At 68.4% G+C, this 25,247-nt stretch carries 21 protein-coding genes; 4 read left to right on the top strand and 17 right to left on the bottom strand.

What is annotated here, in order from left to right; translation table 11 throughout:
- The 8 genes from HP507_RS01495 to HP507_RS01460 all read right to left on the bottom strand — a co-directional run.
- Positions 1-474 (bottom strand): enolase-like domain-containing protein (locus tag HP507_RS01495; RefSeq protein WP_478219499.1); only part of this gene is annotated, 474 nt, incomplete at its 3' end.
- A gap of 57 nt (positions 475-531) precedes the next feature.
- Positions 532-2,004 carry a glucuronide transporter gene (uidB, locus tag HP507_RS01490; protein ID WP_217508370.1) on the bottom strand — a complete coding sequence of 491 codons (1,473 nt, stop codon included), beginning with the start codon at positions 2,002-2,004 and terminating at the stop codon, positions 532-534.
- 109 nt (positions 2,005-2,113) lie between these two features.
- A complete protein-coding gene (locus HP507_RS01485) occupies positions 2,114-3,556 on the bottom strand; it encodes a mannitol dehydrogenase family protein (RefSeq protein ID WP_175350101.1) in 1,443 nt (480 codons plus the stop codon).
- Positions 3,546-4,970 carry a glucuronate isomerase gene (gene uxaC, locus HP507_RS01480; protein ID WP_376984791.1) on the bottom strand — a complete coding sequence of 475 codons (1,425 nt, stop codon included), beginning with the start codon at positions 4,968-4,970 and terminating at the stop codon, positions 3,546-3,548. Before uxaC ends, HP507_RS01485 begins: the two co-directional genes overlap by 11 nt.
- A 150-nt stretch (positions 4,971-5,120) precedes the next feature.
- Complete coding sequence (locus HP507_RS01475; protein ID WP_175350100.1) at positions 5,121-6,185, bottom strand: LacI family DNA-binding transcriptional regulator; 1,065 nt, start codon at positions 6,183-6,185, stop codon at positions 5,121-5,123.
- An 86-nt stretch (positions 6,186-6,271) separates the two neighbouring features.
- Positions 6,272-7,438, bottom strand: a complete 1,167-nt coding sequence (locus tag HP507_RS01470) for a Gfo/Idh/MocA family protein (protein ID WP_175350099.1) — start codon at positions 7,436-7,438, stop codon at positions 6,272-6,274.
- Between the two features lie 31 nt (positions 7,439-7,469).
- Positions 7,470-8,489, bottom strand: coding sequence for a Gfo/Idh/MocA family protein (locus HP507_RS18255; RefSeq protein WP_175350098.1), 1,020 nt, complete (start codon positions 8,487-8,489; stop codon positions 7,470-7,472).
- Positions 8,486-9,337, bottom strand: a complete 852-nt coding sequence (locus tag HP507_RS01460; RefSeq protein WP_376985004.1) for a sugar phosphate isomerase/epimerase family protein — start codon at positions 9,335-9,337, stop codon at positions 8,486-8,488. Before HP507_RS01460 ends, HP507_RS18255 begins: the two co-directional genes overlap by 4 nt.
- A 195-nt stretch (positions 9,338-9,532) precedes the next feature.
- Between HP507_RS01460 and HP507_RS01455 the strand changes: the two genes are divergently transcribed.
- Together HP507_RS01455 and HP507_RS01450 are read left to right on the top strand one after the other, a co-directional pair.
- A complete protein-coding gene (locus HP507_RS01455) occupies positions 9,533-11,269 on the top strand; it encodes a glycoside hydrolase family 3 protein (RefSeq protein WP_246328190.1) in 1,737 nt (578 codons plus the stop codon).
- Between the two features lie 28 nt (positions 11,270-11,297).
- Positions 11,298-12,155: a sugar phosphate isomerase/epimerase family protein gene (locus HP507_RS01450; RefSeq protein WP_246328191.1), complete on the top strand. Its 858-nt coding sequence runs from the start codon at positions 11,298-11,300 to the stop codon at positions 12,153-12,155.
- 71 nt (positions 12,156-12,226) lie between these two features.
- On the opposite strand, the gene HP507_RS01445 is transcribed toward HP507_RS01450, so the two are convergent.
- From HP507_RS01445 to HP507_RS01430, 4 genes are all read right to left on the bottom strand, one after another.
- Positions 12,227-13,105 (bottom strand): ATP-binding cassette domain-containing protein, encoded by an 879-nt coding sequence (locus HP507_RS01445; protein WP_175350096.1) that lies wholly within the window; start codon positions 13,103-13,105, stop codon positions 12,227-12,229.
- Positions 13,102-14,943 (bottom strand): dipeptide/oligopeptide/nickel ABC transporter permease/ATP-binding protein, encoded by a 1,842-nt coding sequence (locus HP507_RS01440; RefSeq protein WP_175350095.1) that lies wholly within the window; start codon positions 14,941-14,943, stop codon positions 13,102-13,104. Before HP507_RS01440 ends, HP507_RS01445 begins: the two co-directional genes overlap by 4 nt.
- The gene (locus HP507_RS01435) at positions 14,940-15,881 is read right to left on the bottom strand and encodes an ABC transporter permease (RefSeq protein ID WP_175350094.1); all 942 of its coding nucleotides are present in this window, start codon (positions 15,879-15,881) and stop codon (positions 14,940-14,942) included. The genes HP507_RS01440 and HP507_RS01435 overlap by 4 nt, the downstream gene beginning before the upstream one ends.
- Positions 15,882-15,956: 75 nt before the next feature.
- Complete coding sequence (locus HP507_RS01430; RefSeq protein ID WP_254700868.1) at positions 15,957-17,501, bottom strand: ABC transporter substrate-binding protein; 1,545 nt, start codon at positions 17,499-17,501, stop codon at positions 15,957-15,959.
- Positions 17,502-17,842: 341 nt separating this feature from the next.
- On the opposite strand from HP507_RS01430, the gene HP507_RS01425 reads away from it, so the two are divergent.
- Positions 17,843-18,481 carry a trimeric intracellular cation channel family protein gene (locus HP507_RS01425; protein WP_175350093.1) on the top strand — a complete coding sequence of 213 codons (639 nt, stop codon included), beginning with the start codon at positions 17,843-17,845 and terminating at the stop codon, positions 18,479-18,481.
- A 54-nt stretch (positions 18,482-18,535) separates the two neighbouring features.
- Here the strand turns inward: HP507_RS01425 and HP507_RS01420 are convergent, their stop codons facing one another.
- Positions 18,536-19,789, bottom strand: coding sequence for an amidohydrolase (locus HP507_RS01420; RefSeq protein WP_175350092.1), 1,254 nt, complete (start codon positions 19,787-19,789; stop codon positions 18,536-18,538).
- Positions 19,790-20,044: 255 nt separating this feature from the next.
- On the opposite strand from HP507_RS01420, the gene HP507_RS01415 reads away from it, so the two are divergent.
- Positions 20,045-20,911, top strand: coding sequence for a Bax inhibitor-1/YccA family protein (locus HP507_RS01415; protein ID WP_175350091.1), 867 nt, complete (start codon positions 20,045-20,047; stop codon positions 20,909-20,911).
- 62 nt (positions 20,912-20,973) lie between these two features.
- Here HP507_RS01415 and guaA read toward each other — a convergent pair whose 3' ends face one another.
- The 4 genes from guaA to HP507_RS01395 are packed head-to-tail and all read right to left on the bottom strand — an operon-like array spanning position 20,974 to position 25,247.
- Positions 20,974-22,566 carry a glutamine-hydrolyzing GMP synthase gene (gene guaA / locus HP507_RS01410; RefSeq protein WP_175350090.1) on the bottom strand — a complete coding sequence of 531 codons (1,593 nt, stop codon included), beginning with the start codon at positions 22,564-22,566 and terminating at the stop codon, positions 20,974-20,976.
- On the bottom strand, positions 22,563-23,009 hold the full coding sequence (locus HP507_RS01405) for a DUF3817 domain-containing protein (protein WP_246328193.1): 447 nt from the start codon (positions 23,007-23,009) through the stop codon (positions 22,563-22,565). Before HP507_RS01405 ends, guaA begins: the two co-directional genes overlap by 4 nt.
- Before the next feature lie 10 nt (positions 23,010-23,019).
- Positions 23,020-23,799 carry an SURF1 family cytochrome oxidase biogenesis protein gene (locus tag HP507_RS01400; protein WP_175350088.1) on the bottom strand — a complete coding sequence of 260 codons (780 nt, stop codon included), beginning with the start codon at positions 23,797-23,799 and terminating at the stop codon, positions 23,020-23,022.
- Between the two features lie 5 nt (positions 23,800-23,804).
- On the bottom strand, positions 23,805-25,247 hold the full coding sequence (locus HP507_RS01395) for a cation:proton antiporter (protein WP_175350087.1): 1,443 nt from the start codon (positions 25,245-25,247) through the stop codon (positions 23,805-23,807).

Genomic DNA, 25,247 nt, shown 5'->3' with positions numbered 1-25,247 from the left:
GATCGACTTCAGCCCCGGCACACCGGTCTGCACCCGGATCGACTTGTAGCCGAGCTCCTGGTGGTGCCGGATCGAGTCGAACAGCTCGGGCAGCTCCTTGCCCGAGGCGTGCCCGTACGCCATCAACCCGGTCCGGGACGCTCCCCCGAGCAGCTGGTACACGGGCATCCCCGCGACCTTGCCCTTGATGTCCCACAACGCCATGTCCACAGCAGCGATCGCAGCCATCGTCACCGGACCACGACGCCAGTACCCACCCCGGTACAGGAACTGCCAGGTGTCCTCGATGCGTGCCGGGTCGAGACCGATCAGCAGCGGTGCGACGTGGTCCCGGAGGTACGAGACCACGGCGAGCTCGCGGCCGTTCAGCGTGCCGTCGCCGAGACCCGTGACCCCGTCGGAAGTCGTCAGCTTCAGCGTGACGAAGTTCCGGTCCGGGCTGGTGACGACGACTTCGGCCTTCTCGATCTTCATTGCTCTTGCTCCTGGTTCTTGTGGTTCGGCTGATGTGGGTCGGCGGCCGCGGTCGAGCTATTCGGTGGGCGGCGGGACCGGGCCACGCTGGGCGCGGAAGGCCGCAGTCGACAGCTCGGGGTCGATGACCGCACCCTCTCCGTTCGCGGCGCGGCGCGCGGCGACTTCGGCGACGATCTGCGCGTGCCGCTTGTCCGTCAACGGGTAGAGCAGCATGATCGCGATCGCGACGAGCGCTCCGACAGCGGGGATGAGCCCGGTGGCGGCGCGGATCCCGAACTCGGCATGGGCACTCTGCGTGGCGGCGCCGGCGGAGTAGCCACCCCAGGCGAGGGCGTAGGCGGCAAGCGCGCCACCGACGGCCTGCCCGGTCTTGCGGGTGAATGAGAACAGCGCGTACGTGATGCCCTCGGTGCGGACCCCGGTCTTCCACTCGCCGTACTCGACGGTGTCGGCTTCGAGAGCCCAGACCAGCATGTTGACCGACACGAGGCCCACGTACGCGACGACGAGGCCGGTGAAGCCGATTGCGGGCATCGACTGCGGCGCGACCATGATGACGATTCCGCCGATGACCATGACAGCGCCGCCGGCGATGTACGCGGTCTTCTTCCCGAAGGCGCGAACCACCTTGGGCATGAACGCCGCGAGCCCGAACGTCAAGGCGAGCTGGATGAGTGAGATCAGCGGGTACAGCGACACCGCGCCGAGGACGTCCCGCAGGTAGTACAGCTGGACAGTCGACAGTGCCAGCATGCCGGTGAGGAACACGAACGAGCTGAGGCAGAGCAACAGGAGCGGCTTGTTGCTCTTCAGGGTGCGGAAGCTCTGTCGCATGGTGACGTGCGCCACCGTGCGCTGCACCCGCTCCTTGGCGGTCAGCGCGGTGAAGAAGTACATGGCTGTACCGACGACGACGAAGCACAGTGTGACGATCGTGAACAGCGTCTGCAGGTCGGCGCCGGGCACGATGTGCGGCGCGAGGAAGATGCCGAGGCCGGCACCGGTGACGGCCGCGCCGATGGAGCGGGCGCTGGCGAGCTTGGCCCGTTCCGTTCCGACCTGCGTCATCGCGCCGGCGAGGGAGCCGTAGGGGATGTTGACCAGGCTGTACGCCAGGCCGAGGGCGGCGTAGGTCAGGTACGCGTAGATGAGCATCCCCGACTCCCCGATCTGCGGCACGGAGAACGTCGCAACGGTGAGCAGCAGCAGCGGCACCGACCCGAACATGAGGAACGGACGGAACTTGCCGAACCGCTTGCTGTAGGTACGGTCGACGATCCGTCCCGCGAACACGTCCGCGAGGGCGTCGAAGACGCGGACCACGAGCAGCAGCGTGCCAGCAGCGGCGGCGGAGATCCCGGCGACGTCGGTGTAGTAGACGAGCAGGAACATCGTGGCCGTCGTGAACGCGAGGTTGTTCGCGGCGTCGCCCGCGCCGTATCCGATGATGCTCGTCTTGGAAAGTTTGGCAATCGCTCCCGCAGATCGCGTGGTCCGCGACTCGGGAACGTCCGTCTGGTCGGTCATGTCTGGGCTCCTTTACCCGAAGTTCATGCGTTCCGGCGCGACAAGCGGCCGGGTTGAGATGCAGCCTGCGATGTGGGGATCAAGCAGCTGCCAAGCGAAGCAGATTCAGTCAAGCACTGGCGAGCACATTTGGCAACCGATTGCCAGATGCTTTCAGCAAATCAACCGCCGCCTGGGTCCGCACCGCGGTGTCAGTGTCGGCGATGCGGTCGTCGATCGCCTGCAGCAGTCGCTCGACACGGAGGGGGCCACTCTCGGCGAGGGCGGCGCGCACGGTGGATGCTTGAGCGTCCGGGATCTCCGCACCCGACTCGAGCAGCGCGATCCACGCGGCGATGCCCGTCAGCGCGGCGGCACCACTCCGGCCGGCCGCGCGTTCCGCGAGGTACACCGGCGCGAGCCGGACGCGGAGCTTCGCCGTGCCCTCCATGGCGATCTGCTCCAGGCGGTGCTCGATCCGGGCGTTGCCGAACCGGTCGAGGAGCGCTGCCCGGTAGTCGTCGAGACGCAGCTCGTCGGCGTCCAGATGCGCAACGGCCTCGTCCCAGAACGCGGTCATCGCGCCGGTGCACTCCGGGTCGCCGACCGCCTCCGCGACGGTGCTGTGACCCCGCAGCTGCCCGTGGTACGCCAGCAGGGAGTGCGCACCGTTGAGGAGCCAGAGCTTCCGACGCTCGAAGGGCTCGATGTCCGCGACGAACCGCGCGCCGGCGTTCTCCCACGCGGGTCGGCCACCCGGGAACGCGCCCGAGAGGATCCAGTCGTGGAAGGGCTCGGTGACGACCGGACTGGCGTCCTGGTACCCGGTGAGGGCGGCGGCGGTCTCGAGGTCCTCGTCGCGCGTGCGGGGAGTGATCCGATCCACCGACGTCGACACGAATGCCACGTTCGCGTCGATCCACTCGTCGAGGTCACGTGAGACGGCGGCGGCGAACGCGCGGACGCCGGTCGCGACCCACGCGCCGTTGTCGGGGACGTTGTCGCACGGCACGATCGCGAGCCCGGCCGCGCCTGCCCGCCGTCGCGCCGCCAGACCGAGTACGAGCCGACCGAGCACGGTGCGGAGCGGCTCGTGCACCCCGGCAGCGAGGACGTCACCGCTGCTCGCGATCCGGCTTCCGAGGACCTCCAGATCGTGCGCGACCTGCTCGTCGCCGAGGTCAGGAGTGCCGTCCGCCCCGAGCCGGTAGCCGCTCTCGGTGATCGTGAGCGTGACGATCGCGGTCGGTTCGGCAGCGAGCAGCTCGACCAGCCGGTCGGTTTCGGCACCGTCGTTCACCTCGACGATGCTGTCGACCACCGTCGCGGTGTCCCCGGACGCCGAGCGTTCGATGAGGGTGAAGAGTCCCCCCTGCGGTGCGAGCTGCTCGGCGACGGTGGCGGACCGTCCGGTGAAGCCGGCGATCCCCCACTGGTGATCGGCGTCGACCGCGGCCGTGTACCACGCCTGGTGCGCCCGGTGGAAGGCGCCGACACCGAGGTGGACGATGCGGATCGGTGCGGGTGCCGCGCTGCGCGCGAGCCGTCGACGGACGGGGGCTTCAGCGGTCAAGCTTGAACACCTTCTTCGGCTGGGTCGACACGAGGTCGACGAGGATGTCGTGGGCGACGTCGACACCGAGACGCCCCTCCGCGACGAGGCGAGCGAGGAACGCCGCGTCCAGCCGACGCGACATGTCGTGCCTGGCGGGGATCGACAGGAAGGCCCGGGTGTCGTCGATGAAACCGGAGCCGCGGGAGAACCCGGCCGTCTCGGTGACGGCGGCGCGGAACCGGAGGACCGCGTCGGGGGCATCGAGGAACCACCACGGGGCGCCGATGTAGACGCTGGGGTAGAAGCCCGCGAGCGGTGCGATCTCGCGCGAGTACGTCGTCTCGTCGACGCTGAAGAGGACCAGGTGGAAGTCCTCGACCATGCCGAACGCGTTGAGGAGCGGGCGAAGCGGCTCGACCCACTGCGTCGCCACCGGGATGTCGTGGCCGGTGTCGGGACCGAACCGGTGGAACGTGTCGGCGCTGTGGTTCCGGTGCACCCCGGCGTGCACGGTCATCACGAGCCCGTCCTCCGTGCTCATTCGAGCCATCTGGAAGAGCATGTGCGCTTCGAACCGAGCGGCGTCCGCATCGCTGAGCGTGCCCCGGAGGGCAGCGGCGAAGAGGGACTCCGCCTCGGCGGTGTCGAGCTCCACCGTCAGGGGCTGCAGCACTCCGTGGTCCGCCGAGACGGCGCCGTGCTCGACGAAGTAGTGCCGACGCCCCTCGAGACCCTCGATGTAACCGCGGTAGTCCGACGGGGCGGAGCCGCTCCACGCTGCGAGGCGCTCGACACGCCCGGCCCAGTCCGTGGTGCGGGGGTTGATGTACGCGTCCGGACGGAACGTCGGGATGACGCGGCCGGAGAACGTCGGGTCCGCGGCCAGCGCATCGTGGATCGCGAGGTCGTCCAGCGGGTCGTCCGTCGTCGCGAGGACGTCGATGCCGAACTGCGCGAACAACGCTCTGGGGCGGAACGCCGGCGTCGCCAGCTGCTCGCTGATCCGGTCGAACAGCGCATCGGCGTTCGACGCGTTCGGTTCCTCGGTGATGCCGAACTGCTCCGCGAAGATGTTGCTCAACCAGTACCCCGAGGCCGTTCCGGCGTAGAGGCGCCAGTTCGAGCAGAGCGCGCGCCACGCGTCACGGGGCTCGCCGGTGGGGACCGCGCCGCTGGTGTCGGGGATGCCGAGGGTCGTCAGGGGAATGCCCGCCGCGTGGAGCAGACGCGTGACGTAGTGGTCGTACCGCACGAACAGTTCAGCGGGGTTCGGGAAGGCCTCGTCGTCGTGCAGCAACCGGGGATCGACGTGCCCGTGCGGGGAGATGATCGGGAGTTTGGCAACCGATTCGTACAGCTCCCGCGCAATGGGTCGGGAAGCCTGGTCCACAGGAAACAGGCGGTCAGGGTCGTTCTGCAGCATCGTTGACACAGCATCAAGTGAAACCGCAAAGCGCCATTTTGTCAACCGGTTGCCAAAGCGACGCAGCAGCGTCGCAGCGGCGCCGCAGCGCGACGGGCACGGCGGCGCGGCGCAGCTACGACAGCGACCCCACGGCCGCGCGTCGCTCGTGCTGCTCGTTCAGTCCCGCGCTCGCGGCGCCGCGGTCGACTGCCGAACGACGAGTTCGGTCTCGAGCGGGCGCTCATCCTCGACCGCGGACGCACGGTCTTCCGAACCTGCTGCGTCGAGGAGCTTCTGCATGGCGCGTTGACCGACCGCGCGCAGCGGCGTCTTGATCGTCGTGAGCGCGGGCGCGGTGAGATCGGCCCCGAAGATGTCGTCGAACCCGACGATGCTGAGGTCGTCGGGCAGGCGCATGCCCGACTCCGCCGCCTCCTTCATCAGTCCGATGGCCAGCAGGTCGTTGTACGCGACGACAGCGGTGACACCGGCCGCCCGAACACGGGCGAGCGACCCTCGCCCACCGTCGATGGTCGGCGAGGAAGTCGGGATCTCGACGATGCGCAGTCCGCGCGGCGGGGCTGCGTCGAGGAGATGGTCCCAACGACGCGCCCCGATCCAGGAGCGTTCGGGACCGGCCAGGTAGGCGATCGACGTGTGACCCAGTTCCTGGAGCAGCGACAGTGCGCTGTCGATCCCGGGCACCACGTCGGCGACGACGCTGTCGACTCCGGGGACGCGCCGGTTGATCAGGACCAGCGGCTTCTCGGCGGAGAGCGCGAGGATCTCGTCGTCGGTGAGTCGCGTGGTGGCGAGGACGAGGCCACCGACCGCGGGCAGGAGCCGCCGACCCCGCTCGGCTTCCCGCTGCCCGGACTCCTCCGACTCGGAGAGGATGAGCGTGTACCCGTGCTCGGCCGCGACGGCTTCGGCGCCGCGCACCATCTCGAAGAACACCGGGTTCGTGAAGTCCGCGACCAGCATCCCGAACGTCGTCGACCTGCCCGTCGGGAGTGCGCTGGCCATCGGGTTGAGTCGGTAGTGCAACTCATCGGCCGCCGCCTGCACCTTCGCCTGGGTTCTGGCGTTGATGCGGCCCGGCTTGCCGAGCGCGCGAGAAACGGTCGAAGGAGACACCCCCGCGAGCCGCGCGACGTCGTAGATCGTCGCGGCAGCGCCGGGGCGCCGGGTCCCGGTGAGGGGTTCCTCGGATGTCAGCGGCGTTTCGACTTCACTGGTCACGGTCGTCGGTCCTTCTGTCCGAACGCGGGAGTCGACGTCCGTCGACTCCCGCGTTCATGGTCTCACAGCGCTCGGCACATCATGCTTCAGCGGGTTCGCTCGGGGAACTTTCCCTCCGCACGGATGCGCTTGTTCAACTCCTCGAGGTACGCGTCCTCGTCGAGGTCGAGGGGCACTTCCTGGCCGGTCCAGCTGGACATGTGGATCGCGTTGGCGAGGCGCACGCCGCGGATGCCGTCGGCGCCGGGCGCGAGCAGCGGGGTGCCGTCGAGGATGTTGGCGGCGAAGTTCTCCAGGACCCCCGAGTGCTGCACACCCCAGGCGGAGTCGAACTCGAGCACCTCCTGCGTGTACAGCTCGGCCGTGTCCAACTCTCCGGTGAACAGCCGTCGCACGTCGTCCATCCCCATGCCCTCGCTCAGCTCGCGCTCGGGCTTGGCCAGGCGGGTGATGGTCGCGGTCTTGCTGCCCTCGACGACGATCTTGCCCTGGTCGCCGAGGATCTCCAGCCGGTCGGTGCCGACCAGGTCGTGGGTCGCGGTCACGAAGACACCGGTGACACCGTCGCCGAAGTCGGCGAGCACGCTCACCTCGTCCTCCACCGCGATGTCGCGCCGGAACCCGAACGCGGCCTTCGCGAAGACCGACTTCGGCACTCCGCACAGCCACTGCCAGAGGTCGAGCTGGTGCGGCGCCTGGTTGACGAGCACGCCGCCACCTTCACCGCCCCACGTGGCGCGCCAGTCGCTCTGGTCGTAGTAGCCCTGCGGCCGCCACCAGTTGGTGATGATCCAGTTCGACCGGAGGATGGAGCCGATCTGACCGCCGTCGATGATCTCCTTGAGCGCGATGTACAGCGGGTTGTTCCGCTGGTTGAACATGATCGCGAAGGTCAGGTCCGGCTTCGACGCCGCGAACTCGTTCAGTTCGCGCACCTGTGCGCTGTACACGCCGGCCGGCTTCTCGACGAGCACGTGGATGTCGTGTCGAAGCGCCTCGATCGCGACCTCGGGGTGCAGGTAGTGCGGGATGCAGGTCACGACGGCGTCGACGTCGCCGGACTCGAGCATCGCCCGGTAGTCCTCGAACGTGGGCACCTCGGGGTACTGCTCGGCACTCGAGGCGCGGCGTTCCGGGTCCACGTCGGCGACTGCGGCGAGGACCGTGTTCGGCACCATGCCGTCGGTGATGAACTTCGCGTACATGGATCCCTGGGCACCGAGCCCGATGATCCCGAGGCGGACCTTCTTCATCTGCGTTCTCTTCCGTTCTGTTCGGACGCGGTCAGCGCTGCGGCTGACGGTCGGGGTAGGTCTGGTCGTAGACCGACTGGATGACCCTGAGGGTCTTGTCCGCCTCGGCGCCGTCGATCCAGAACGGCACGCCCTCGTGGACGCACCGGTAGAAGTCGGCGATGAGCGCGGAGTGGGACACACCCCAGTAGCCGCGCTCGCCGACGACGGGCGGCGCCTCGGCGAGCAGCTCGGTGGTGCCGTCATGCCAGGTGACCGTGAGGTCGTCGCGGAGCCGTACGACCGCCTCGTCGGTGACGATCTCGATGTCGACCGGCGCGTTCCGACCGTGCGCGAGCGTGGCGTAGAACGCGGTGGTCGCTCCGGATTCGTGCGTGAGGAGCATCTCCGCCGTGTCCTCCACCTCGATCGCGCCGCCGAGGTGCCTCGTGGCGGCGTGGCCCTGGACACCGACCACGTCGCCGAGCAGCCACTGCGCGAGATCGAGCGTGTGGATCGCCTGGTTCATGAGGAGACCCCCGCCGGCGGTGTCCCACCTGCCGCGCCAGGGGCTCGCCGCGTAGTACTCGGCGGTGCGGTGCCACAGCACTGTGGCGGCAGCGTGCTGCGGGACGCCGAGGTCACCCGCGGCGAGCTTGGAACGGAGCATCTGGACGGGGCCGTTGTACCGGTTCTGGAAGCAGACCCCCAGCTGCGCCGTCGACTCGGCCGCAGCCGCGACGAGCGCAGCTCCGGCGTCGACACTGTGCGCGAGCGGCTTCTCGGTCAGCACGTTGGTCCCGAGCTGCAGGGCCCTGACGGCGATCGGGGCGTGGAGGTGGTGGGGAGTGCACACGTGCAGGACGTCGGGCCGGACCTCGTCGAGCATGACCTCCCAGTCGTCGAACGGGAGCGCCCCGTGTGCCCGGGCGACCGCGTCGGCACGATCGGAGATGACGTCGCACGCGGCCACGAGGACCGAGTCCGGTGCGCTGGCGATCGCATCGAGGTGCAGTGCCGAGATGTCACCGCAGCCGACGAGTGCGACACGGAGCGGAGTCGGTGCACTCACCTGCCGGTCACCACCCCGGCCGCGTCGGTCAGCGATCGGAACGCACGAGCAGCGTCGCCGAACGCCACGGGGCCGGAGAACCCGCCGAGCGTGAAGGCCTCGTCGAGGTGGGGCTCCAACGACGCGAACCCCGCGTACCCGGATCGGGCGAACGCCGCGACGGTCTCCGGCAGCTGTCCGTCCCCGTGCCCGGCGGGAACCACCTTGCCGGTCTCCATCACCGCGTCCTTGACCTGCAGGTAGTCCACGTACGGCCGGAGCGTCTCGTACGCCTCGGTCATGGGTCGGACTCCGACCTGGACGAAGTTGGCGTTGTCCCACGCCAACCGCAGCGCCGGCGAGCCGACCGACTCGACCATGTCGACGATCCGGCTCGGGACGTCGCCGAAGATGTCCTTCTCGTTCTCGTGCAGCAGTGTCACCCCCGCTCGCTCCGCGACCCGGGCGAGTGCCGCCATCCGGACGAGCACATCGTCACGGACCGCGTCGGGCTCGCGCCCTTCGTGGAAGAAGGAGAAGACTCGGATGTTGGTCGTGTCCAGCGCCTTCGCGACCTCGACCACCCGTCGCAACCGGGCCACTTCGTGCTCGACGTCCTCGGAGACGTCGACCTTGCCGATCGGCGATGCGACGGCCGAGACCGACATGGAGTTCTCGGCGAGGATGCCCTGCAGCCGCGCGACCTGCTCGTCGGACATCTCGGCGACGTTGGTTGCCCACGCGCTGCGTACTTCGATGTGGTCGGCGCCGAGTGCCTGGAGCACGGCGACCTGCACGCGAGGGTCGTGATCGATCTCGTCGCCGAATCCCGAAAGGGACCATGCAACCGATTGCTGTTCTGACACGATCTACGATCAGCCTCCACATACGCTCACGTCATTGAGAGCCGCCTCCGACCGTGAGGAGCGGGGCCGGCCAGGACGACACTAGCCACTGCGCCTCGACTTGGCAACCGATTGACAAAATTGCCAGCGACGCATGGAATGGTTGCGGTGGAGTGCAGCGCGCACCCCGTTCCGTAGGCGATTGGACACGAAGACGTGATGGTGGATCTGACGAGCAGCCCCTTCGACCTGAACGAGGCGGACGTCGCCTGGGTCCGGTCGACGATCGACTCGATGACCCTGGACGAGAAGATCGGCCAGCTCTTCATCAACCTCAACACCAGCTTCGAGCCGTCCTACCTCGACGGCGTCGTCGACCGCTTCCACGTCGGCGGCATGCGCTACATGGGGGCCGATGCGGCGACCGTCCAGGAACACATCCGCTACGCGCAGGGTCGCTCCAGGATTCCGCTGCTCATCGCGTCCAACCCGGAGATGGGCGGCGCAGGCAGCGCCGACGACGGCACCCTGGTGAGCACCCACCTCCAGGCCGGCTCGAACCCCGACGCCTCGATCGCACGGGACATGGGGCGCGTCGCGGGTGTCGAGACCACCGCGATGGGGTGCAACTGGGCGTTCGCGCCGATCGTGGACATCCACCGCAACTGGCGGAACACTGTCGTCGGGACCCGGTCCTTCGGCAACACGGCGGACGTCGTGATCGAGCGCGCCAAGGCGTACTTCGACGGGATCTCGGAATCGGGGACCGTGTGCGCGATGAAGCACTTCCCCGGCGACGGGGTCGACGAACGCGACCAGCACGTGGTGACGACCTGGAACACGCTGAGCTCCGACGAGTGGGATGCGACGTACGGCGCGGTGTACCGGGAGATGATCGCGCACGGCGTTCAGTCGATCATGGTCGGGCACATCGGCGCGCCCGCCCTGTCCCGCCGGCTCGTCCCCGAGATCCGCGACGACGAGCTCCTGCCGGCGACCCTGGCTCCAGAACTGATCCAGGGTCTGCTCCGCGGAGAGCTCGGCTTCAACGGGCTCGTCGTGTCCGATGCGTCACTGATGCTCGGTTTGACCTCCGCGATGCCGCGCCGCGACCTGGTACCCGCCGCGATCGCAGCCGGCTGCGACATGTTCCTGTTCTTCCGGGATCCCGAAGAGGACTTCGGCTACATGCGCGACGGGTACGCCAGCGGGGTCATCAGCGACGAACGCCTGGACGAGGCGCTGCAGCGCATCCTCGGGTTGAAGGCGTCGCTCGGGCTGCACCGCACGCCCGTGGACGAGCTGGTGCCTCCGCCGTCCGCACTGGCCGTCGTCGGGTCGACCGAGCACCACGCGATCGCCGCCCGGATCGCGGACAAGACCGTCACCCTCGTCAAGGACACCGAGCACAACCTCCCGCTGAACCCAGCGGAGCACCGTCGGATCCGGCTGTACGGCGTCACCGGCGGATCCGACTTCACCGGCACCGACCCCGGCGGGTACCTGACCATCGCCCGCGAAGAGCTCGAACGGCGCGGGTTCGAAGTGCACACCTTCCGCAACGCGGCCGAACGGCAGGCCGCCGGCGAGGAGGGCGTGTACTTCCACACGGTCATGGCCGACGAAGCGAACGGCACGTACGCCGACAAGTACGACGCCGCGATCGTGTTCGCGAACGTCGCGGGCTTCGCTCAGGAAGCGACCGTCCGGATCCGCTGGTCGACCCCGATGGCGGCGGAGATCCCCTGGTACGTGACCGAGGTCCCGACCGTGTTCGTCTCGCTGAACCAGCCGAACCACCTGATCGACGTGCCGATGGTGAAGACCATGATCCACGCCCACAACCCCTCCCGAGAAGCGATCTCCGCGACCATCGACAAGATCACCGGCGCGTCGGAGTTCCAGGGGACCTTCAACGACAACGTCTGGTGCGGCACGTTCGCCACGGACTTCTGACCCTCGACGACCCACACAAGGAGAACCCATGCCCAAGATCGGCGTCCAAGCGATGATGCTCAAGGACGACTTCGCGGCCAACGGCCCCCTCGAGACGCTCCGAAGCGTCGCGGACATCGGCTACCACGCGATCGAAGTGTCCCAGATACCGATGACCACGGAGAACGTCCGCGAGCTGCAACGCGCCCGTGACGAGCTCGGCTTCGACATCGCTTCGCTCTCCGCAGCCCTGGACGCGTCCGGCGGCACCGGTGACGCACTGAGCGAGGACTTCGACAAGATCGTCGACGATGCGAAGACGCTCGGAGCCGGGATGGTACGCATCGGCATGCTGCCGTTCGCGTCGATGAAGTCCCTCGAGGCGACCCTCGCGTTCTGCGACCGCGCGAACGAGTACGCCGAGAAGCTCGCGGAACACGGCATCGACCTCTACTACCACAACCACCACATCGAGTTCATGAAGTTCGACGGGTCGTACCTGCTCGACATCATCGCGGACCGTGCACCGCGGGTGGGACTGGAGATCGACGTCCACTGGGTGCAGCGAGGCGGTCTCGATCCCGTCCGTGTCCTCGACCAGTACGCGGGTCGCGTGGCGATGGTGCACCTGAAGGACTACCGGATCGGTCAGCTCGGCGAGGAAGCGTTCGAGGCGCTCGCGGCCGGCGACTTCGCCTCGTTCATGGCGGCGTTCACCGGGGTCGTGCAGTTCGCAGAGGTCGGTGAGGGGAACCTGGACTTCCCCTCGATCATCGACGCCGCGAGCCGGACGGGCGCCGAGTACCTCCTCGTCGAGCAGGACGACCAGTACGGTCGCACTCCCCTCGACTGCCTCCGCACCTCGCACGACAACCTCGTCGCGATGGGTTTCGCTGATCTCTTCTGATCGGCCCCGACGCACGGCGAGAGCGGCCGATCCCCTCGGGATCGGCCGCTCTCGTCTGCGGGGAGGTCGCGCTACGCCGCTGCCGCGCGCTTGCTCGCTTCCAACCGCTCGCGGCGCCGCTCCGCCTGCCGATCCGGATCGGGGACCGGGGAAGCCAGGAGCAGACGTTGCGTGTACGGGTGGGTCGGTCGTTCCGTCACCCGGGCGGCTGGACCGTGTTCCACGATCTCGCCGCGGTACATCACCGCGACACGATGGCTCAGATGACGGACCACCTCGAGGTCGTGGGAGATGAACAGGTACGCGACACCCGTGTCCCGTTGGATCTGCAGGAACAGGTCGAGCACGCGGGCCTGGGTCGAGAGGTCCAGAGCGCTCACCGGCTCGTCGCAGACGATGAGCTTGGGCGACAGCGCGATGGCTCGCGCGATGGCGACCCGCTGACGTTGCCCGCCACTGAACTCCCGAGGGCGGCGGTCGATCGAACCGGCGGGCAGGCCCACCTGGTCCAGCACCTCGCTGATTCGGCGCCGCGCGTCCCGTGCGGCTGTCCCGTGGGTGACGAGCGGCTCGGCGAGGATGCTCCCGACGGTCATCGCCGGGTTGAGTGACGTGTACGGATCCTGGAACACCACCTGCAGTTCGTCGCTGATGCTGCGACGTTCCCGACGCGAGGCGTGGCCGATGCTGCGCCCTTCGAACAGCACGGATCCCGCCGTGACGGGCGCCAGTCCGAGCACCGCGCGTCCGAGCGTCGTCTTCCCGGATCCGGATTCGCCGACCAGGCCCACCGTCTCGCCGGGGCCGACGTCCAGGGACACCCCGTGCAGGGCGCGGAACGACGGCTTCCTGAATCCCTTCCCCGGGTACTCCACCACGAGGTCGTCGACGGCGAGGAGTGTGCGAGGGGCCGTGGGGCTCGGCGTCTCGGGGGCGGCGTGTGACGTCATCGTGCGGCGGCTTTCTGTGCGGGGGTCGGCGCAGGCACGACCGGAGGCTCGGACTTCGTGAGGAACGTCATCGGCGTCTTCCCCTCGAGCAGCGCGCCGAGGAGGTTCTCCGTGTAGGGGTCCTTCGGGGTGCGGAGGATCGATCGGACGTCACCGGCTTCCACGAGGGAGCCGTTCTGCATCACGACGACACGGTCGCAGATGTCGGCGACGACGCCGAAGTTGTGGGTGACGACGACGACGCCCATCCGGTACTCGGCTTGGAGGCGCCGCAGCAGGTCGAGGACCTCGGCCTGCACGGTGACGTCGAGCGCAGTGGTCGGCTCGTCGGCGATGAGGAGATCCGGGTTGCAGCTGACGGCGCCGGCGATGAGGACGCGCTGGGCCATGCCGCCGGAGACCTCGTGGGGGTAGGCGGCGAACGTCCGATCCGGGTCGTTGATGCCGACCGTGCGGAGCAGCTCGAGCGCGCGTCGCCGTGCTTCTGGGCGGCTGATGCCGAGCAGTTTGACCATCGGACGGACGAGCTGGTGCCCGATGGTGAAGTTCGGATCGAGGTTCGAGATCGGCTCCTGCGGGATGTACGCGATCCTCTTCCCCCGGAGACGCGAGAGGAGCGTTTCGTCGGCGTGGACGTCCCCCTCCCTGACCAGGGGTGCACCGTCGAAGGTGATCGCTCCGTGCGTGATCTCCGCTTCGGCGGGGAGCAGCCCGAGCATCGAGAACGCGGTCTGGGACTTGCCGGACCCGGACTCGCCGACGATGCCGAGCACCTCGCCACGGTCGACGTGCAGGTCGACCCGGTGCACGACCTCCAGAACGGTCCCGTCCGCCTGCGGATACCCGACGCCGAGGTTCGTGACGGTCAGCAGGTGTTCTTCCGGCTCCGTGACAGGGGACGGGGTCCGGGCCTCGCGGCTGTCGCGAACGGGGCGTCGACGGGCCCTCCGCGCAGCGGGACGGCGGGCTACCCGCGGGCCGTCCTCGAGCGCGTCGCGGAGCGCGTTGCCGAGGATGACGAACGCGCCGATGGTGATCGAGATCACCAGTCCGGGCCAGAACGCGATCAGCGGGGCCGTGTAGATGTTGACGAACCCCTCACTGAGCATCACGCCCCAGGTGGCGGCCAGTGGGTCGCCGAGTCCGAGGAACTCCAGGGTCGCCTGGATGGAGATCGCGATCCCGGCGACGATGGAGGTCTGGATGATGACGGGTGCCCGGACCACCGACAGGATGTGCCGCCCGATGATGCTCACGTCGCTGACACCGGCGACACGGGCCGCGTCGACGTACAGCTCGTTGCGGACCGCCTGCACCGAGGTGCGCGTGATCCGGAAGAACCCGGGCGACATGAGGATGCCGAAGATCGTCATGGACACCCACACGCTCCGGCCGAGTGCGGCGCTCGCGGTGAGCAGGATGATGATGGCCGGGACCGACATGAGCACGTTGGTGCACCAGCTGGCGATGCTGTCGAACCAGCGCCCGTAGAACCCGGCGAGGAGCCCGGTGGGAACGCCGATGCCGAGGGCGACGACAGCCGCGACGGCGGCGGCGATGAGGGTGCTGCGCGCCCCGAACAGGAGGCGACTGAGGATGTCACGACCAGCGCTGTCGGTGCCGAGGAGGTGCGCCCCGCCCGGCCCCTGCAGGGCGTTGCCGAGGTCGGACTGGTTCGGGTCGAACGGCACGACGAACGGTCCGACGATCCCGGCGAGCACGATGATCGCGATGACGACCAGCGCGGCGAGACCCAGCGGGTTGCGGACGATGCGGTCAGCCAGACCGGTTCGAGGTGATGTGGTGACGGTCGGTTGGGCGAGCGTTGTTCCGGTCATGCGACACGCGCCTTCGGGTTGAGCCAGCCGACGGCGAGGTCGACGAGCAGATTGACGATGACGACGATGAGGACCACGTACACGACCACTCCCATCAGGACGGGCATGTCGCCCTGGGTGGTGGACTGCAGCGCGATGAACCCCATGCCGGGCAGAGCGAAGATCTGCTCGATGACGACCACGCCGCCGAGCAGGTTGATGAACTGCAGGGAGAGCACGGTCAGCCCGGTGGGGGCTGCACCGCGGAGGACGTGCTTGAAGAGGATCTCCCGTGGGGCCAATCCGCGGCTCCTGAGCGTGCGGACGTAGTCCTTCTGCAGGACCCCGATCGTCGCGCTCCGCACTTGTTGCGCCGTCGACGCGACACCTGTGACGGCGAGGGCCGCGACGGGCAGGACGATCGACACCGCCCATCCGGACACGCTCTGGGCCGGGTCCACGTACCCGGTCGCCGGGAACCAGTGGAGGCGGATCGCGAAGACCGTGACGATGAGGATCGCGACGACGAACTGCGGGATCGACGAACCCGTCACGGACACGATCTGCAGGGTGCGGTCCAGTCTTCCGCGCCGGACCGCCGCCGCCACGCCGATCAGCGTCGACAGGACGGCGACGACGACGATCGTGACGAAGACGATCGACAGGGTCGCCGGCAGCCGCGACAGGATGCTGCCGAGGACGGGTTGGCTGGTGAACCAGGAGGTGCCGAAGTCGCCGCGCAGGAGCCCGCCGAGCCAAGAGAGGTACCGGCCGACGAGCGGTGCATCGAGGCCGAGTTCGATCTCCTTCTGGTGGACCTGCGCCGCCGTCGCGGACTCACCCAGGATGTTGCGGGCGACGCTCGTGGCCGAGAAGTACAGCAGGAAGAAGGTGAGGGACGAGACGACGAAGAGCACGATGATGCCCGAGACCAGTCGTCGGATGAGGAAGTTCAACATGTTCGCTCCGTTGCGATCGCATGGGACGAGAGGGTTCGGGGATCCCGCCCGCGAGCGGGATCCCCGAGTCGGTGCTCAGCCCTTCGGGGCGTACGAGTAGATGGACGGCACGGCCTGCTGGTTCTGCGGCTTCGTCACGGTGGTCTTGTCCGTGAAGAAGATCTGGTCCGGACGGTAGAAGGGCGCGAACCACGCCTGCTCCGTGACGTACTCGTTGAGGTCCTTCGCGGCCGCGGCCTGGTCGGCATCCGACCCGGACTGCACCTTCGCGATCAGCTCCTCGACCTTCGGATCCGTCGTGTGGAACGGGTTGTAGGTGGCGTTCGGAGTGAGGATCTGGTTCGACGCGACCCACGGGGAGCCCTGGAAGAGGGAGAACCAGGTCATCGGGTACTTGCCCTGGGTGATGTCGGCGATGAAGTCGGCTGCTGCGACGTTGTCCCACTTCACGGTGATCCCGACGTCGCCGAGGTTCTGACCGATCGCGGCCTGCAGCGCCGGGTCGATGAGGCCGGACACCGTCGGCATGGTGACCGTGAACCCGTTCGAGTACCCGGCCTCGGCGAGGAGCGACTTCGCCTTCTCCGGGTCGTACGGGTACGTGTCGTCGAGCGACTTGTCGTACGCGCTCGTGGTCGGTCCGAAGACCTGGTTCGTGACGGTGCCGAGCCCCTTTCCGACCTGGGTCAGCAGGGTCTTCTTGTCGACGGCGTAGTTGATCGCCTGACGCACGCGTTCGTCCGCCAGCGCGGGCACCGTCTTGCCGTCACGGTCGAAGATCAGGAGACCCTGCCAGTCCGTGCCGTACTTGTACTCCGTGAACCCAGCGTTCTTGGCCTGCGGTTCCGTCTTCGCGGTCAGCAGCGCGGCGTCGACCTGACCCGAGATGAGCGCGTTCAGCGTCGCGGTGCTGTCCAGGATCGGCTTGATCACGATCGTGTCGTACACCTGCAGGGACGGATCCCAGTAGCCGGCGCGCTTCACGAACGTGTAACTCGAGCCGGCGACGGTCTTCGACGTGTCGAGCGTGTACGGGCCACTGCCGATCGGCTTGGTGGCGATGTTCCCGGCGTCGATGGCCTTCGGGCTCGCGATGAACCCGTCGGCGTTGCCGAGGTAGTCCAGGAGCGACGGATCCGGCGCCTTCAGGGTGATCACGACGGTCGTGGCGTCCGTTGCCGCGACCTCGGACACCTGCGCGAGCGTGGATGCGTCCGGGCCGTTTCCGGACCGGAATCGATCCAGGTTCGTCTTGACGGCGCGGGCGTCGAGCTTCGTACCGTCGCTGAACTTCACGTCCTTGCGGAGCGTGAGGGTGAGGACGGTGTCGTCGTCGTTGTACTTCCACTTCGTCGCCAGCATGGGCACCAGGGTGCCGTCCGCCTTGCGTCGCAGCAGCGAGTCGTACACCGGCTGGTCGTACTGCAGGTAGTGACCGATGTGGGCTTGGGCTGGGTCGAACGACTTCACGTCGACGGCGGCGGCGATCGTGAGGGTTCCGCCCTTGGTCGTCCCTCCGGTGCCGGTCGTGTTGGCGGTGCCCGCTGACGAGCAGCCGGCAAGGGCGAGCAACGCGGCCGCGGCGGCGAGCGCGACTGCTGTACGAGAACTCAACTTCATTGTCTAGCTCCTGGTTCGGGCAGCATCGTCGCTGCTCTGCGGGTTGAAACCGATTGCCAGTCGCATGAGAGCCACTTGAGCACCGGTAGTAGCGGTCAAGCTAGTCGAGCCCGCGAGATGTTGGCAACCGATTGACAGAATCGTTACCAAGGGCGGATACCGCCGCGGGTAACCGAAGCGCTCCAGGCCAACGACGCATCACGCCGCGCCACGGCCGCGGGCGTCACGAACCGAATGACCCTCGGCGGTCGTGCAACGGAAATCGGCACCGCACTGCAGTACCCCCGGCCGTAGGCTTGACGCGTTGGCGTTTCGCCAGCCCCTTCCGATGGGACCGAGGGATGGACTCCGAACCGCTGATCATCACCGTCCTGAACATCGCCGGCACATTCGCGTTCGGACTCAACGGAGCGCTGACGGCGATGCGGTTCGCGCGCCTCGACATCGTCGGCGTGCTGGTCCTCGGCATGCTCACGGCGCTCGGGGGAGGGACGATCCGGGATGTCCTCCTCGATCGGCTGCCACCAGCGACGTTCCGGGATTGGCGGTACCTCGCCGCTGCCGCCGCCGGCGCGCTGGTCGCGTTCGCCCTGGGGCACGCCCTCGAGCGCGTCAACCGCTCCGTCATCATCGCCGACGCCGTCGGCCTCGCGGTGTTCGCGGCCACCGGAGCGGCGACGGCGATGCAGGCCGATGTCGGCGTGGTCCAATCGGTGATCCTCGGCACCGTCACTGCGGTCGGCGGCGGGACCATCCGCGACGTCCTCGTTCGGCAGGTGCCATCCGTGCTGAGCAGTGGTTTCTACGCGATCCCGGCAGCGGTCGGCGCAGCGATCACGGCGACCTGTTTCGCGATCGGGCTGCACGACTGGATCTGGGTGTCGGCGGCAGCGCTCGCCTGTTTCGCGCTACGGGTGTTCGGGGTGCGCTACCAGTTCAGAGCCCCTCGCCCTCCCAAGGCGCCGGACGTCTCCTCGTAGCGCAACGCTGCGACCGGAGCCCGACGCCCCGGCCGTGCGGCCGCTGCGACGCGCTCACACCCCCAGGAACTCGGCCGCCGCGACGACGAGCGCTGCGGTGCCGGTGTCGAGCGTCGGCTGGATCACCGGTGCGAACGCCGGCGAGTGGTTGACCGGGATGTCGTCCTGGACCCGGCCGGCCTTCTCCGCTCGCGCGTACTGGTCGGGGTCGGTACCGCCGATGCCCCAGTACGTGTACGGGATCCCGAACGCGTCCGGCAAGTCACTGAAGTCCTCGCTCGCGGTCTGCTGGGGGAGCTCGAAGGCAGCTTCGCCGAAGTGGGCACGGAAGGCTCGCGCCACCGAGTCCGTGGTGTCCGGGTCGTTGTCGGTCAGCGGGTACTGGTCGAAGAACTCGATCTCGGGCTCCTTCGGGCTCCCCGACGCGGCACACTCGGCGGCGACGACGCGTCGGATGGCGGCGATCATCCGTTCGCGAGTCGCAGTGCTGTAGGTCCTGAGGTTGAGTTGGAGCACGGCGTGGTCGGCGATGACGTTGCTCTTCGTCCCGGCCTGCAGACTCCCCACCGTGAGGACCGCGGTCTCGCTCGGCGCGATCTCGCGGGAGACGATCATCTGCAACCGCACGACGATGAGGGCACCGAGCACGACGGGATCGATCGTCGCCTGCGGCATCGACCCGTGTCCGCCTCGTCCGTGGACGGTGATGCGCAGGCTGTCCGCCGCGGAGAGCACCGGCCCCGGCCGCGTGCCGACCCGGCCGGCGGGGAAGGGGAGCACGTGCTGCGCCAACGCGACGTCCGGTGTCGGAACACGGTCCCCGAGCCCGTCGTCGACCATCTGTCGGGCCCCGTCGGACGCCTCTTCGGCCGGTTGGAAGAGCGCGACGAGCGTCCCGCTCCAGTCGTCGGTGTGTCGTGCGAAGAGCTCCGCGGCTCCGAGCAGCGACGTGACGTGGACGTCATGCCCGCAAGCGTGTGAGATCGGCACCCCCTCTCCCTCGTCGTCCGTGGTCTCGTCCGTGCTCGCGTAGGGCAAGCCGGTGTCTTCCCGGACGGGGAGCGCGTCCATGTCCGCTCGCAGCAGGACCGTGCGACCTCTGCCGTTCTCGAGCACGCCCACCACCCCGGTTCCACCCACCGGTGCCACGACGGCGTACCCGAAGTCGCGCAGACGGTCACTGATGCGCTTCGCCGTGTTCGTCTCCGAGTGCGACAGCTCCGGGTGCCGGTGCAGCTCTCGGTAGAAGTCCTCGCGCCAGGAACGGCTCTCGTCGAGCCCTGCGAGAAGTGCGTCCACATCGCTCATCGGTCGTCCTCCGTCCGCCGCCGAGGACGTCGGTCCTCCACGCGCGCGACTGTACGCGGCGCGTCTGCGGCGGTCCACGCTTCCGGGTCGCCTCTGCTTCGACCTTCGGAAGATCCCACCCGGCGTGCAGCGAGCAGCCATAGGCTTTCCTCACCAGGCCGGTACGACCTGCGTCCGCTCGCCGCGAATCCTCAGCCTTCCGCGATCGAGCGCCCCTAGGCTGAGAGGACTCGAATCTCCAAGGAAGAGGACACCATGGCCTTCAAGCCCGGTTTCGACCAGTCCCCCGCCTTCAACGACTCCGGCCGGAACGCCTGGGGCGCCGGTGCCGGTCAGCAGCAGGCCGGCTGGGGTCAGACGCCGCAGCAGGCGCAGGGCGGGATGACTCCCGAACAGCTGCAGTACATGTACGACCGTCCGTCGGCCAGCACGGTCGACACGGACCGCATGTCGTACGAAGACACCATCGTCAAGACGCTGCTGGCGTTCGGCGTGCTCGTCGTCGGCGCGGTGGCGGGCTGGAACCTGCCGCCGATCGTCTGGATCGTCGCGGCGCTCGTCGGCTTCGTGCTGGCGATGGTCAACACCTTCAAGAAGAAGCCGTCGCCAGCGCTCGTGCTGACGTACGCGTTCTTCGAGGGTCTGTTCGTCGGGGGTATCTCCGCCTACTACCAAGCAGCGTTCGGCGGCATCGTCCCGCAGGCGGTGTTCGGGACGCTCGGCGTCTTCGGCATCACGCTCGCGCTGTTCGCATCCGGCAAGGTCCGTGCGACGCCAAAGGCCACCCGGTTCTTCCTCGTCGCGATCGTCGGCTACATGGTGTTCCAGCTCGTGAACCTCGTCCTCATGTGGACCGGTGTCACCAGCGGCACGTTCGGCATCATGAGCGCGCCGAGCTTCTTGTTCGGCATCCCGTGGGGCGTCGTGATCGGCATCTTCGTGGTGATCATGGCGGCGTACTCACTGGTCCTCGACTTCGACCAGATCAAGACGGGCGTCCAGCGTGGCGCTCCCCGGATCTACGCGTGGACGGCGGCCTTCGGGCTCATCGTCACCCTCGTGTGGCTCTACCTCGAGATCCTGCGCATGCTCGCCATCATCGCGAGCAGCTCCCGCAACTAGTCCCCGCACACGCACGAGGGCCCGGCACGCAGAACGCGTGCCGGGCCCTCAGCGCAGGAGTACTACTCCCACTCGATCGTCCCCGGCGGCTTCGACGTGACGTCGAGCACGACCCGGTTGACGTCCTTGACCTCGTTCGTGATGCGGTTCGAGATCTTCGCGAGCGTGTCGTACGGCAGACGCGTCCAATCGGCGGTCATGGCGTCCTCCGACGAGACCGGACGGAGCACGATCGGGTGCCCGTACGTACGGCCGTCGCCCTGGACCCCCACGGACCGGACGTCGGCGAGCAGGACGACCGGGCACTGCCAGATCTCCTGGTCGAGGCCGGCGGCGGTGAGTTCTTCGCGGGCGATCTTGTCCGCAGCGCGGAGCAGCTCCAGCCGCTCGGCAGTGACCTCGCCGACGATCCGGATGCCGAGTCCGGGGCCGGGGAACGGCTGACGACCGACGATGACCTCGGGCAGCCCGAGCTCGCGACCGACAGCGCGGACCTCGTCCTTGAACAGGGTGCGGAGCGGCTCGACGAGTTCGAACGTCATGTCGTCGGGCAGACCGCCGACGTTGTGGTGCGACTTGATGTTCGCCGTGCCGGAACCCCCGCCGGACTCGACGACGTCGGGGTAGAGCGTGCCCTGCACGAGGAACTTGACCTCGCCGGAAGCCGACCCCTCGGCCGACTCGGCGCGGGCCTCGAGCACGAGCGCCTCGGCCGCGGCCTCGAACGTCCGGATGAACTCGCGCCCGATGATCTTGCGCTTCTGCTCCGGGTCGCTGACGCCGGCGAGGGCGTCGAGGAACTGCTGCTGGGCGTCGATCGTGACGAGCCGGACGCCTGTGGAGGCGACGTAGTCCTCTTCCACCTGCTTGCGCTCGTCGGCGCGGAGGAGCCCGTGGTCGACGAAGACGCACGTGAGCTGGTCACCGACGGCCTTCTGCACGAGCGCTGCGGCGACGGCGGAGTCGACACCGCCGGAGAGCCCGCAGATCACGCGGGCGTCCCCGACCTGCGCGCGGATGCGGGCGACCTGCTCCTCGATGACGTTGCTCGAGTTCCAGTCGCCCGGGAGGCCCGCGGCACGGTGCAGGAAGTTCTCGAGCACGGCCTGGCCGTACACCGAGTGCTTCACCTCCGGGTGCCACTGCACCCCGTAGAGCTTGCGCTCGTCGGACGCGAACGCCGCGACGGGGGTCGAGGCGCTCGACGCGAGGACGTCGAAGCCCTCGGGCGCCTTCGCCACGGAGTCGCCATGCGACATCCAGGTGACCTGGGACGCCGGCTGGTCGCCGAGCAGGACGCTGTCCGTGCCCGAGACGTCGACGGACGTGGCGCCGTACTCGCGCAGGCCGGTGTTCGCGACCTCGCCGCCGAGCGCAGAGGCCATGGCCTGAAAGCCGTAGCAGATGCCCAGCACGGGGACGCCGAGGTCGAGGATGTCACCGTCGAGCGAGGGGGCTCCCGGTTCGTACACGGACGAGGGCCCACCGGACAGCACGATGGCCGCCGGGTCCTTCGCGCGGATCTCGTCAGCCGTGATCGAGTGCGGGACGATCTCGCTGTAGACGTTCGCCTCTCGGACCCGACGCGCGATCAGCTGCGCGTACTGGGCTCCGAAGTCGACGACGAGGACGGGACGCTGTTCGGTCTCGCTCACCGAGCGGCCTCCTTCTCACGCTGCTGGGCAGCGGTCAGCTCGTGGTGGGTGTCCATGGCGATCTTCTGCATGCGGTGCTCGACCACGAACGACATGAACGGGATGACGCCCCCGAGGGCGATGAGCAGGAAGCGGATCGGCTTCCAGCGCATGATGCTCCACAGACGGAAGTCGGTGAAGAGGTAGAGCACGTACAGCCAGCCGTGGGCGATGAGGATGCCGATCGACAGGTTGAAGGTGCCGGACTCCTTGCCCGCGGTGCCCTCCGGCACGAAGAACGCCCCGCCGCCGAGCTGCATCTCGAGGTGCAGCGGCGTGTACTTGAGGATCATCTCGGCCACGAGGGCGAGCAGCAGCACGCCGGTGATGTACGCCGAGACGCGGTACCACTTCACCGCGCCCGGGATCTTCGGGATGTCGCGGGTTCGGACGGTCAGAGCCATATGGGCCATCCTACCGTCGGTCGGCGAGGGCCCCGTCGACGCTGAGAGCGGCCTCACGGCGGTCCTCTTCCTCGCGCTCCCAGGTGTCCTTCACGAATCGGTACCAGAGGAACACCGCGAACCCGGCGAACACGACCCACTCGACCGCGTAGAAGAGGTTCAGCCAGTCGAACTGGACCTCGCGCGTGGGGGCACGGTCGGCGATGGTGCCGAGGTCGGCGGCCTTCGCGGTGGTGCCGTCGGCGACCACGTACCCGAGGTACATCCGGTCGTCGAACGCCTTCCACGTGTTCACGAACCTGGCGGGCGCGACGGCCGAGTACTCGCCCTTGTCGTAAGTGTCCTGGTCGGGCGACTCCTCCGGGTACAGCCGTCCTTCGACCGTGACGGTCGCGCCGTCCGCCAGACGGTCACCCCCGGCGACGGCGGCCGACCGTTCGTCGGACCACCCGAGGACGACCGGGAGGCTCGCACCGGTTCCCGAGACCACCAGGTGTCCCACGGTCTGGTACGTCCCACCCCCGCTGCGGCCGGTGAGCACCGTGGTGTCGCCGCCGACGAAGGTGCCGCTGACGCGGACCTTCTGGCCGGCGAGCGTCTCGGTGACGGGGCGCATCGGCGAGATCGCGTCGTCGAGGGACTTCCGCGTCTCGGTGGTCGACGGCAGCGGCTTGCCGTTCTCGATGCTCCGCTCGAGCTGCCACTTGCCCAGGAACGCGAACACCGCCGCGAGCACGAGCGCCAGCAGCAGCAGCGCGATCCACCTCGGTCGTCGGGCTACGGCCCACATTCGTATCAGTACTCCGGATCGCGCTGTCGGACCGGGCGTTCGGGGCGCTCGGTTGGGATCTCGACCGACGACGTCCGGCGTTCGGACACCGCCTCCGGAGACCCATTCTCCCGCTCTTCCCTGCCAGCCGCCTCCACCAGGGCGAACTCCTCCGCGAACTGGCGGTCCCGCTCGGCCTTCCGCGCCGCTGCCGCCTCCGACTCGGCCTCGAGCAGGGCGGTGGCTGCGGCGGACGCCGCGGTTGCACGCCGACCGCCGAGGCGCGCGCGCAGCCGCGCGAGGCGGGCGGGCCGCACCACGAGGCGGCCGATGCGATCCGAGTTCACGGCGAGCACGGGTCCGAGGACGGCCATGACGAGGACGTAGAGGCCCGCGAACGCGGTGATCCGCGCCTCCAGGCCGGCGGCGGCGGAGAGCGTCGCGAGGATCAGCGCGAACTCGCCGCGGTTCACCAGGATGACGGCGGTGTTGATGCCCTGCTGCACGTTGAAGCCGTTCATCCGTGCGACGAGCTGTCCGGCGACGGCGTTGAGCACGACGGTCATCCCGATGGCGCCGAGCACCGGCCAGAGGACCTCCCCGAACGTCGACAGGTCGAGCCCGAGGCCGAAGTTCACGAAGAAGAACGCCGCGAACACGTCACGCATCGGGAGCGCGAGCTGTTCGATGCGATCGCGGTAGCGCGTGGCCCCGCAGAGCAGGCCGATCACGAACGCGCCGATCGCGTCCGTCACGCCGAGCAGGTCGCCGATGCCGCCGAACATGACCGCGAGGCCGAAGAACAGCACGGTGAACAGCTCGTCGTCACGGGTCGCGAAGATCCGCGACACCCACTTGCCCGCGAACCGGGCGAGGGTGAACATCACGACGAGGAACCCGAACGCGAGCGCGAGCTTGCCGACGACGGCCCAGACGTTCGTGTCGCCGGAGAGCACCACGGAGACGATCGCGAGGTAGATCGCGATGAAGACGTCCTCGATCACCGTGACACCGAGGATCATCGGCGTCTCGTCGTTCGCCAGACGTCGCAGCTCGATGAGGAGCTTCGTGACGATCGCGCTCGACGAGGTCGCCGTCATGCCGGCGATGATCAGGGCCTCGCGCGTGCCCCAGCCGAGGGAGAACCCGAAGGCGAACCCGATGCCCATGTTGATCGCGACGTACGTGCCACCCGACACGAGGAGTTTGCCGGCGTTGCCGTAGAACTCCTCCTGGTCGAACTCGAGCCCGAGGTTGAACAGCAGCAGGATGAGCCCGAACGTCGCGATGAGCTCGATCGTGTGCGACTCGACGTTCAGCCCGATCCACGGGGTGTGCGGGCTCGCGATGAGCCCGACGATCATGTAGATCGGGATCGCGGGCAGACCGATGGTCTTGCCCAGTCGTCCGAGGACGTAGGCGATGAGGAACAGGCCGCCGATGGTCAGCAGCTCACCACCCAGGTGCAT

This window comes from Curtobacterium pusillum, from assembly GCF_013359865.1.
GTDB lineage: Bacteria > Actinomycetota > Actinomycetes > Actinomycetales > Microbacteriaceae > Curtobacterium > Curtobacterium pusillum.
The sequence above is the reverse complement of the archived record's forward strand: the minus strand, read 5'-3'. Positions and strand labels throughout refer to the sequence as shown.

Coding starts and splice junctions, on each gene's coding strand:
- uidB (WP_217508370.1), bottom strand. CDS start 2,004: ATGACCGACCAGACGGACGTTCCCGAGTCGCGGACCACGCGATCTGCG.
- HP507_RS01470 (WP_175350099.1), bottom strand. CDS start 7,438: ATGAAGAAGGTCCGCCTCGGGATCATCGGGCTCGGTGCCCAGGGATCC.
- HP507_RS01455 (WP_246328190.1), top strand. CDS start 9,533: ATGGTGGATCTGACGAGCAGCCCCTTCGACCTGAACGAGGCGGACGTC.
- HP507_RS01450 (WP_246328191.1), top strand. CDS start 11,298: ATGCCCAAGATCGGCGTCCAAGCGATGATGCTCAAGGACGACTTCGCG.
- HP507_RS01445 (WP_175350096.1), bottom strand. CDS start 13,105: ATGACGTCACACGCCGCCCCCGAGACGCCGAGCCCCACGGCCCCTCGC.
- HP507_RS01440 (WP_175350095.1), bottom strand. CDS start 14,943: ATGACCGGAACAACGCTCGCCCAACCGACCGTCACCACATCACCTCGA.
- HP507_RS01435 (WP_175350094.1), bottom strand. CDS start 15,881: ATGTTGAACTTCCTCATCCGACGACTGGTCTCGGGCATCATCGTGCTC.
- HP507_RS01430 (WP_254700868.1), bottom strand. CDS start 17,501: ATGAAGTTGAGTTCTCGTACAGCAGTCGCGCTCGCCGCCGCGGCCGCG.
- HP507_RS01425 (WP_175350093.1), top strand. CDS start 17,843: ATGGACTCCGAACCGCTGATCATCACCGTCCTGAACATCGCCGGCACA.
- HP507_RS01420 (WP_175350092.1), bottom strand. CDS start 19,789: ATGAGCGATGTGGACGCACTTCTCGCAGGGCTCGACGAGAGCCGTTCC.
- HP507_RS01415 (WP_175350091.1), top strand. CDS start 20,045: ATGGCCTTCAAGCCCGGTTTCGACCAGTCCCCCGCCTTCAACGACTCC.
- HP507_RS01405 (WP_246328193.1), bottom strand. CDS start 23,009: ATGGCTCTGACCGTCCGAACCCGCGACATCCCGAAGATCCCGGGCGCG.
- HP507_RS01400 (WP_175350088.1), bottom strand. CDS start 23,799: ATGTGGGCCGTAGCCCGACGACCGAGGTGGATCGCGCTGCTGCTGCTG.
- HP507_RS01395 (WP_175350087.1), bottom strand. CDS start 25,247: ATGCACCTGGGTGGTGAGCTGCTGACCATCGGCGGCCTGTTCCTCATC.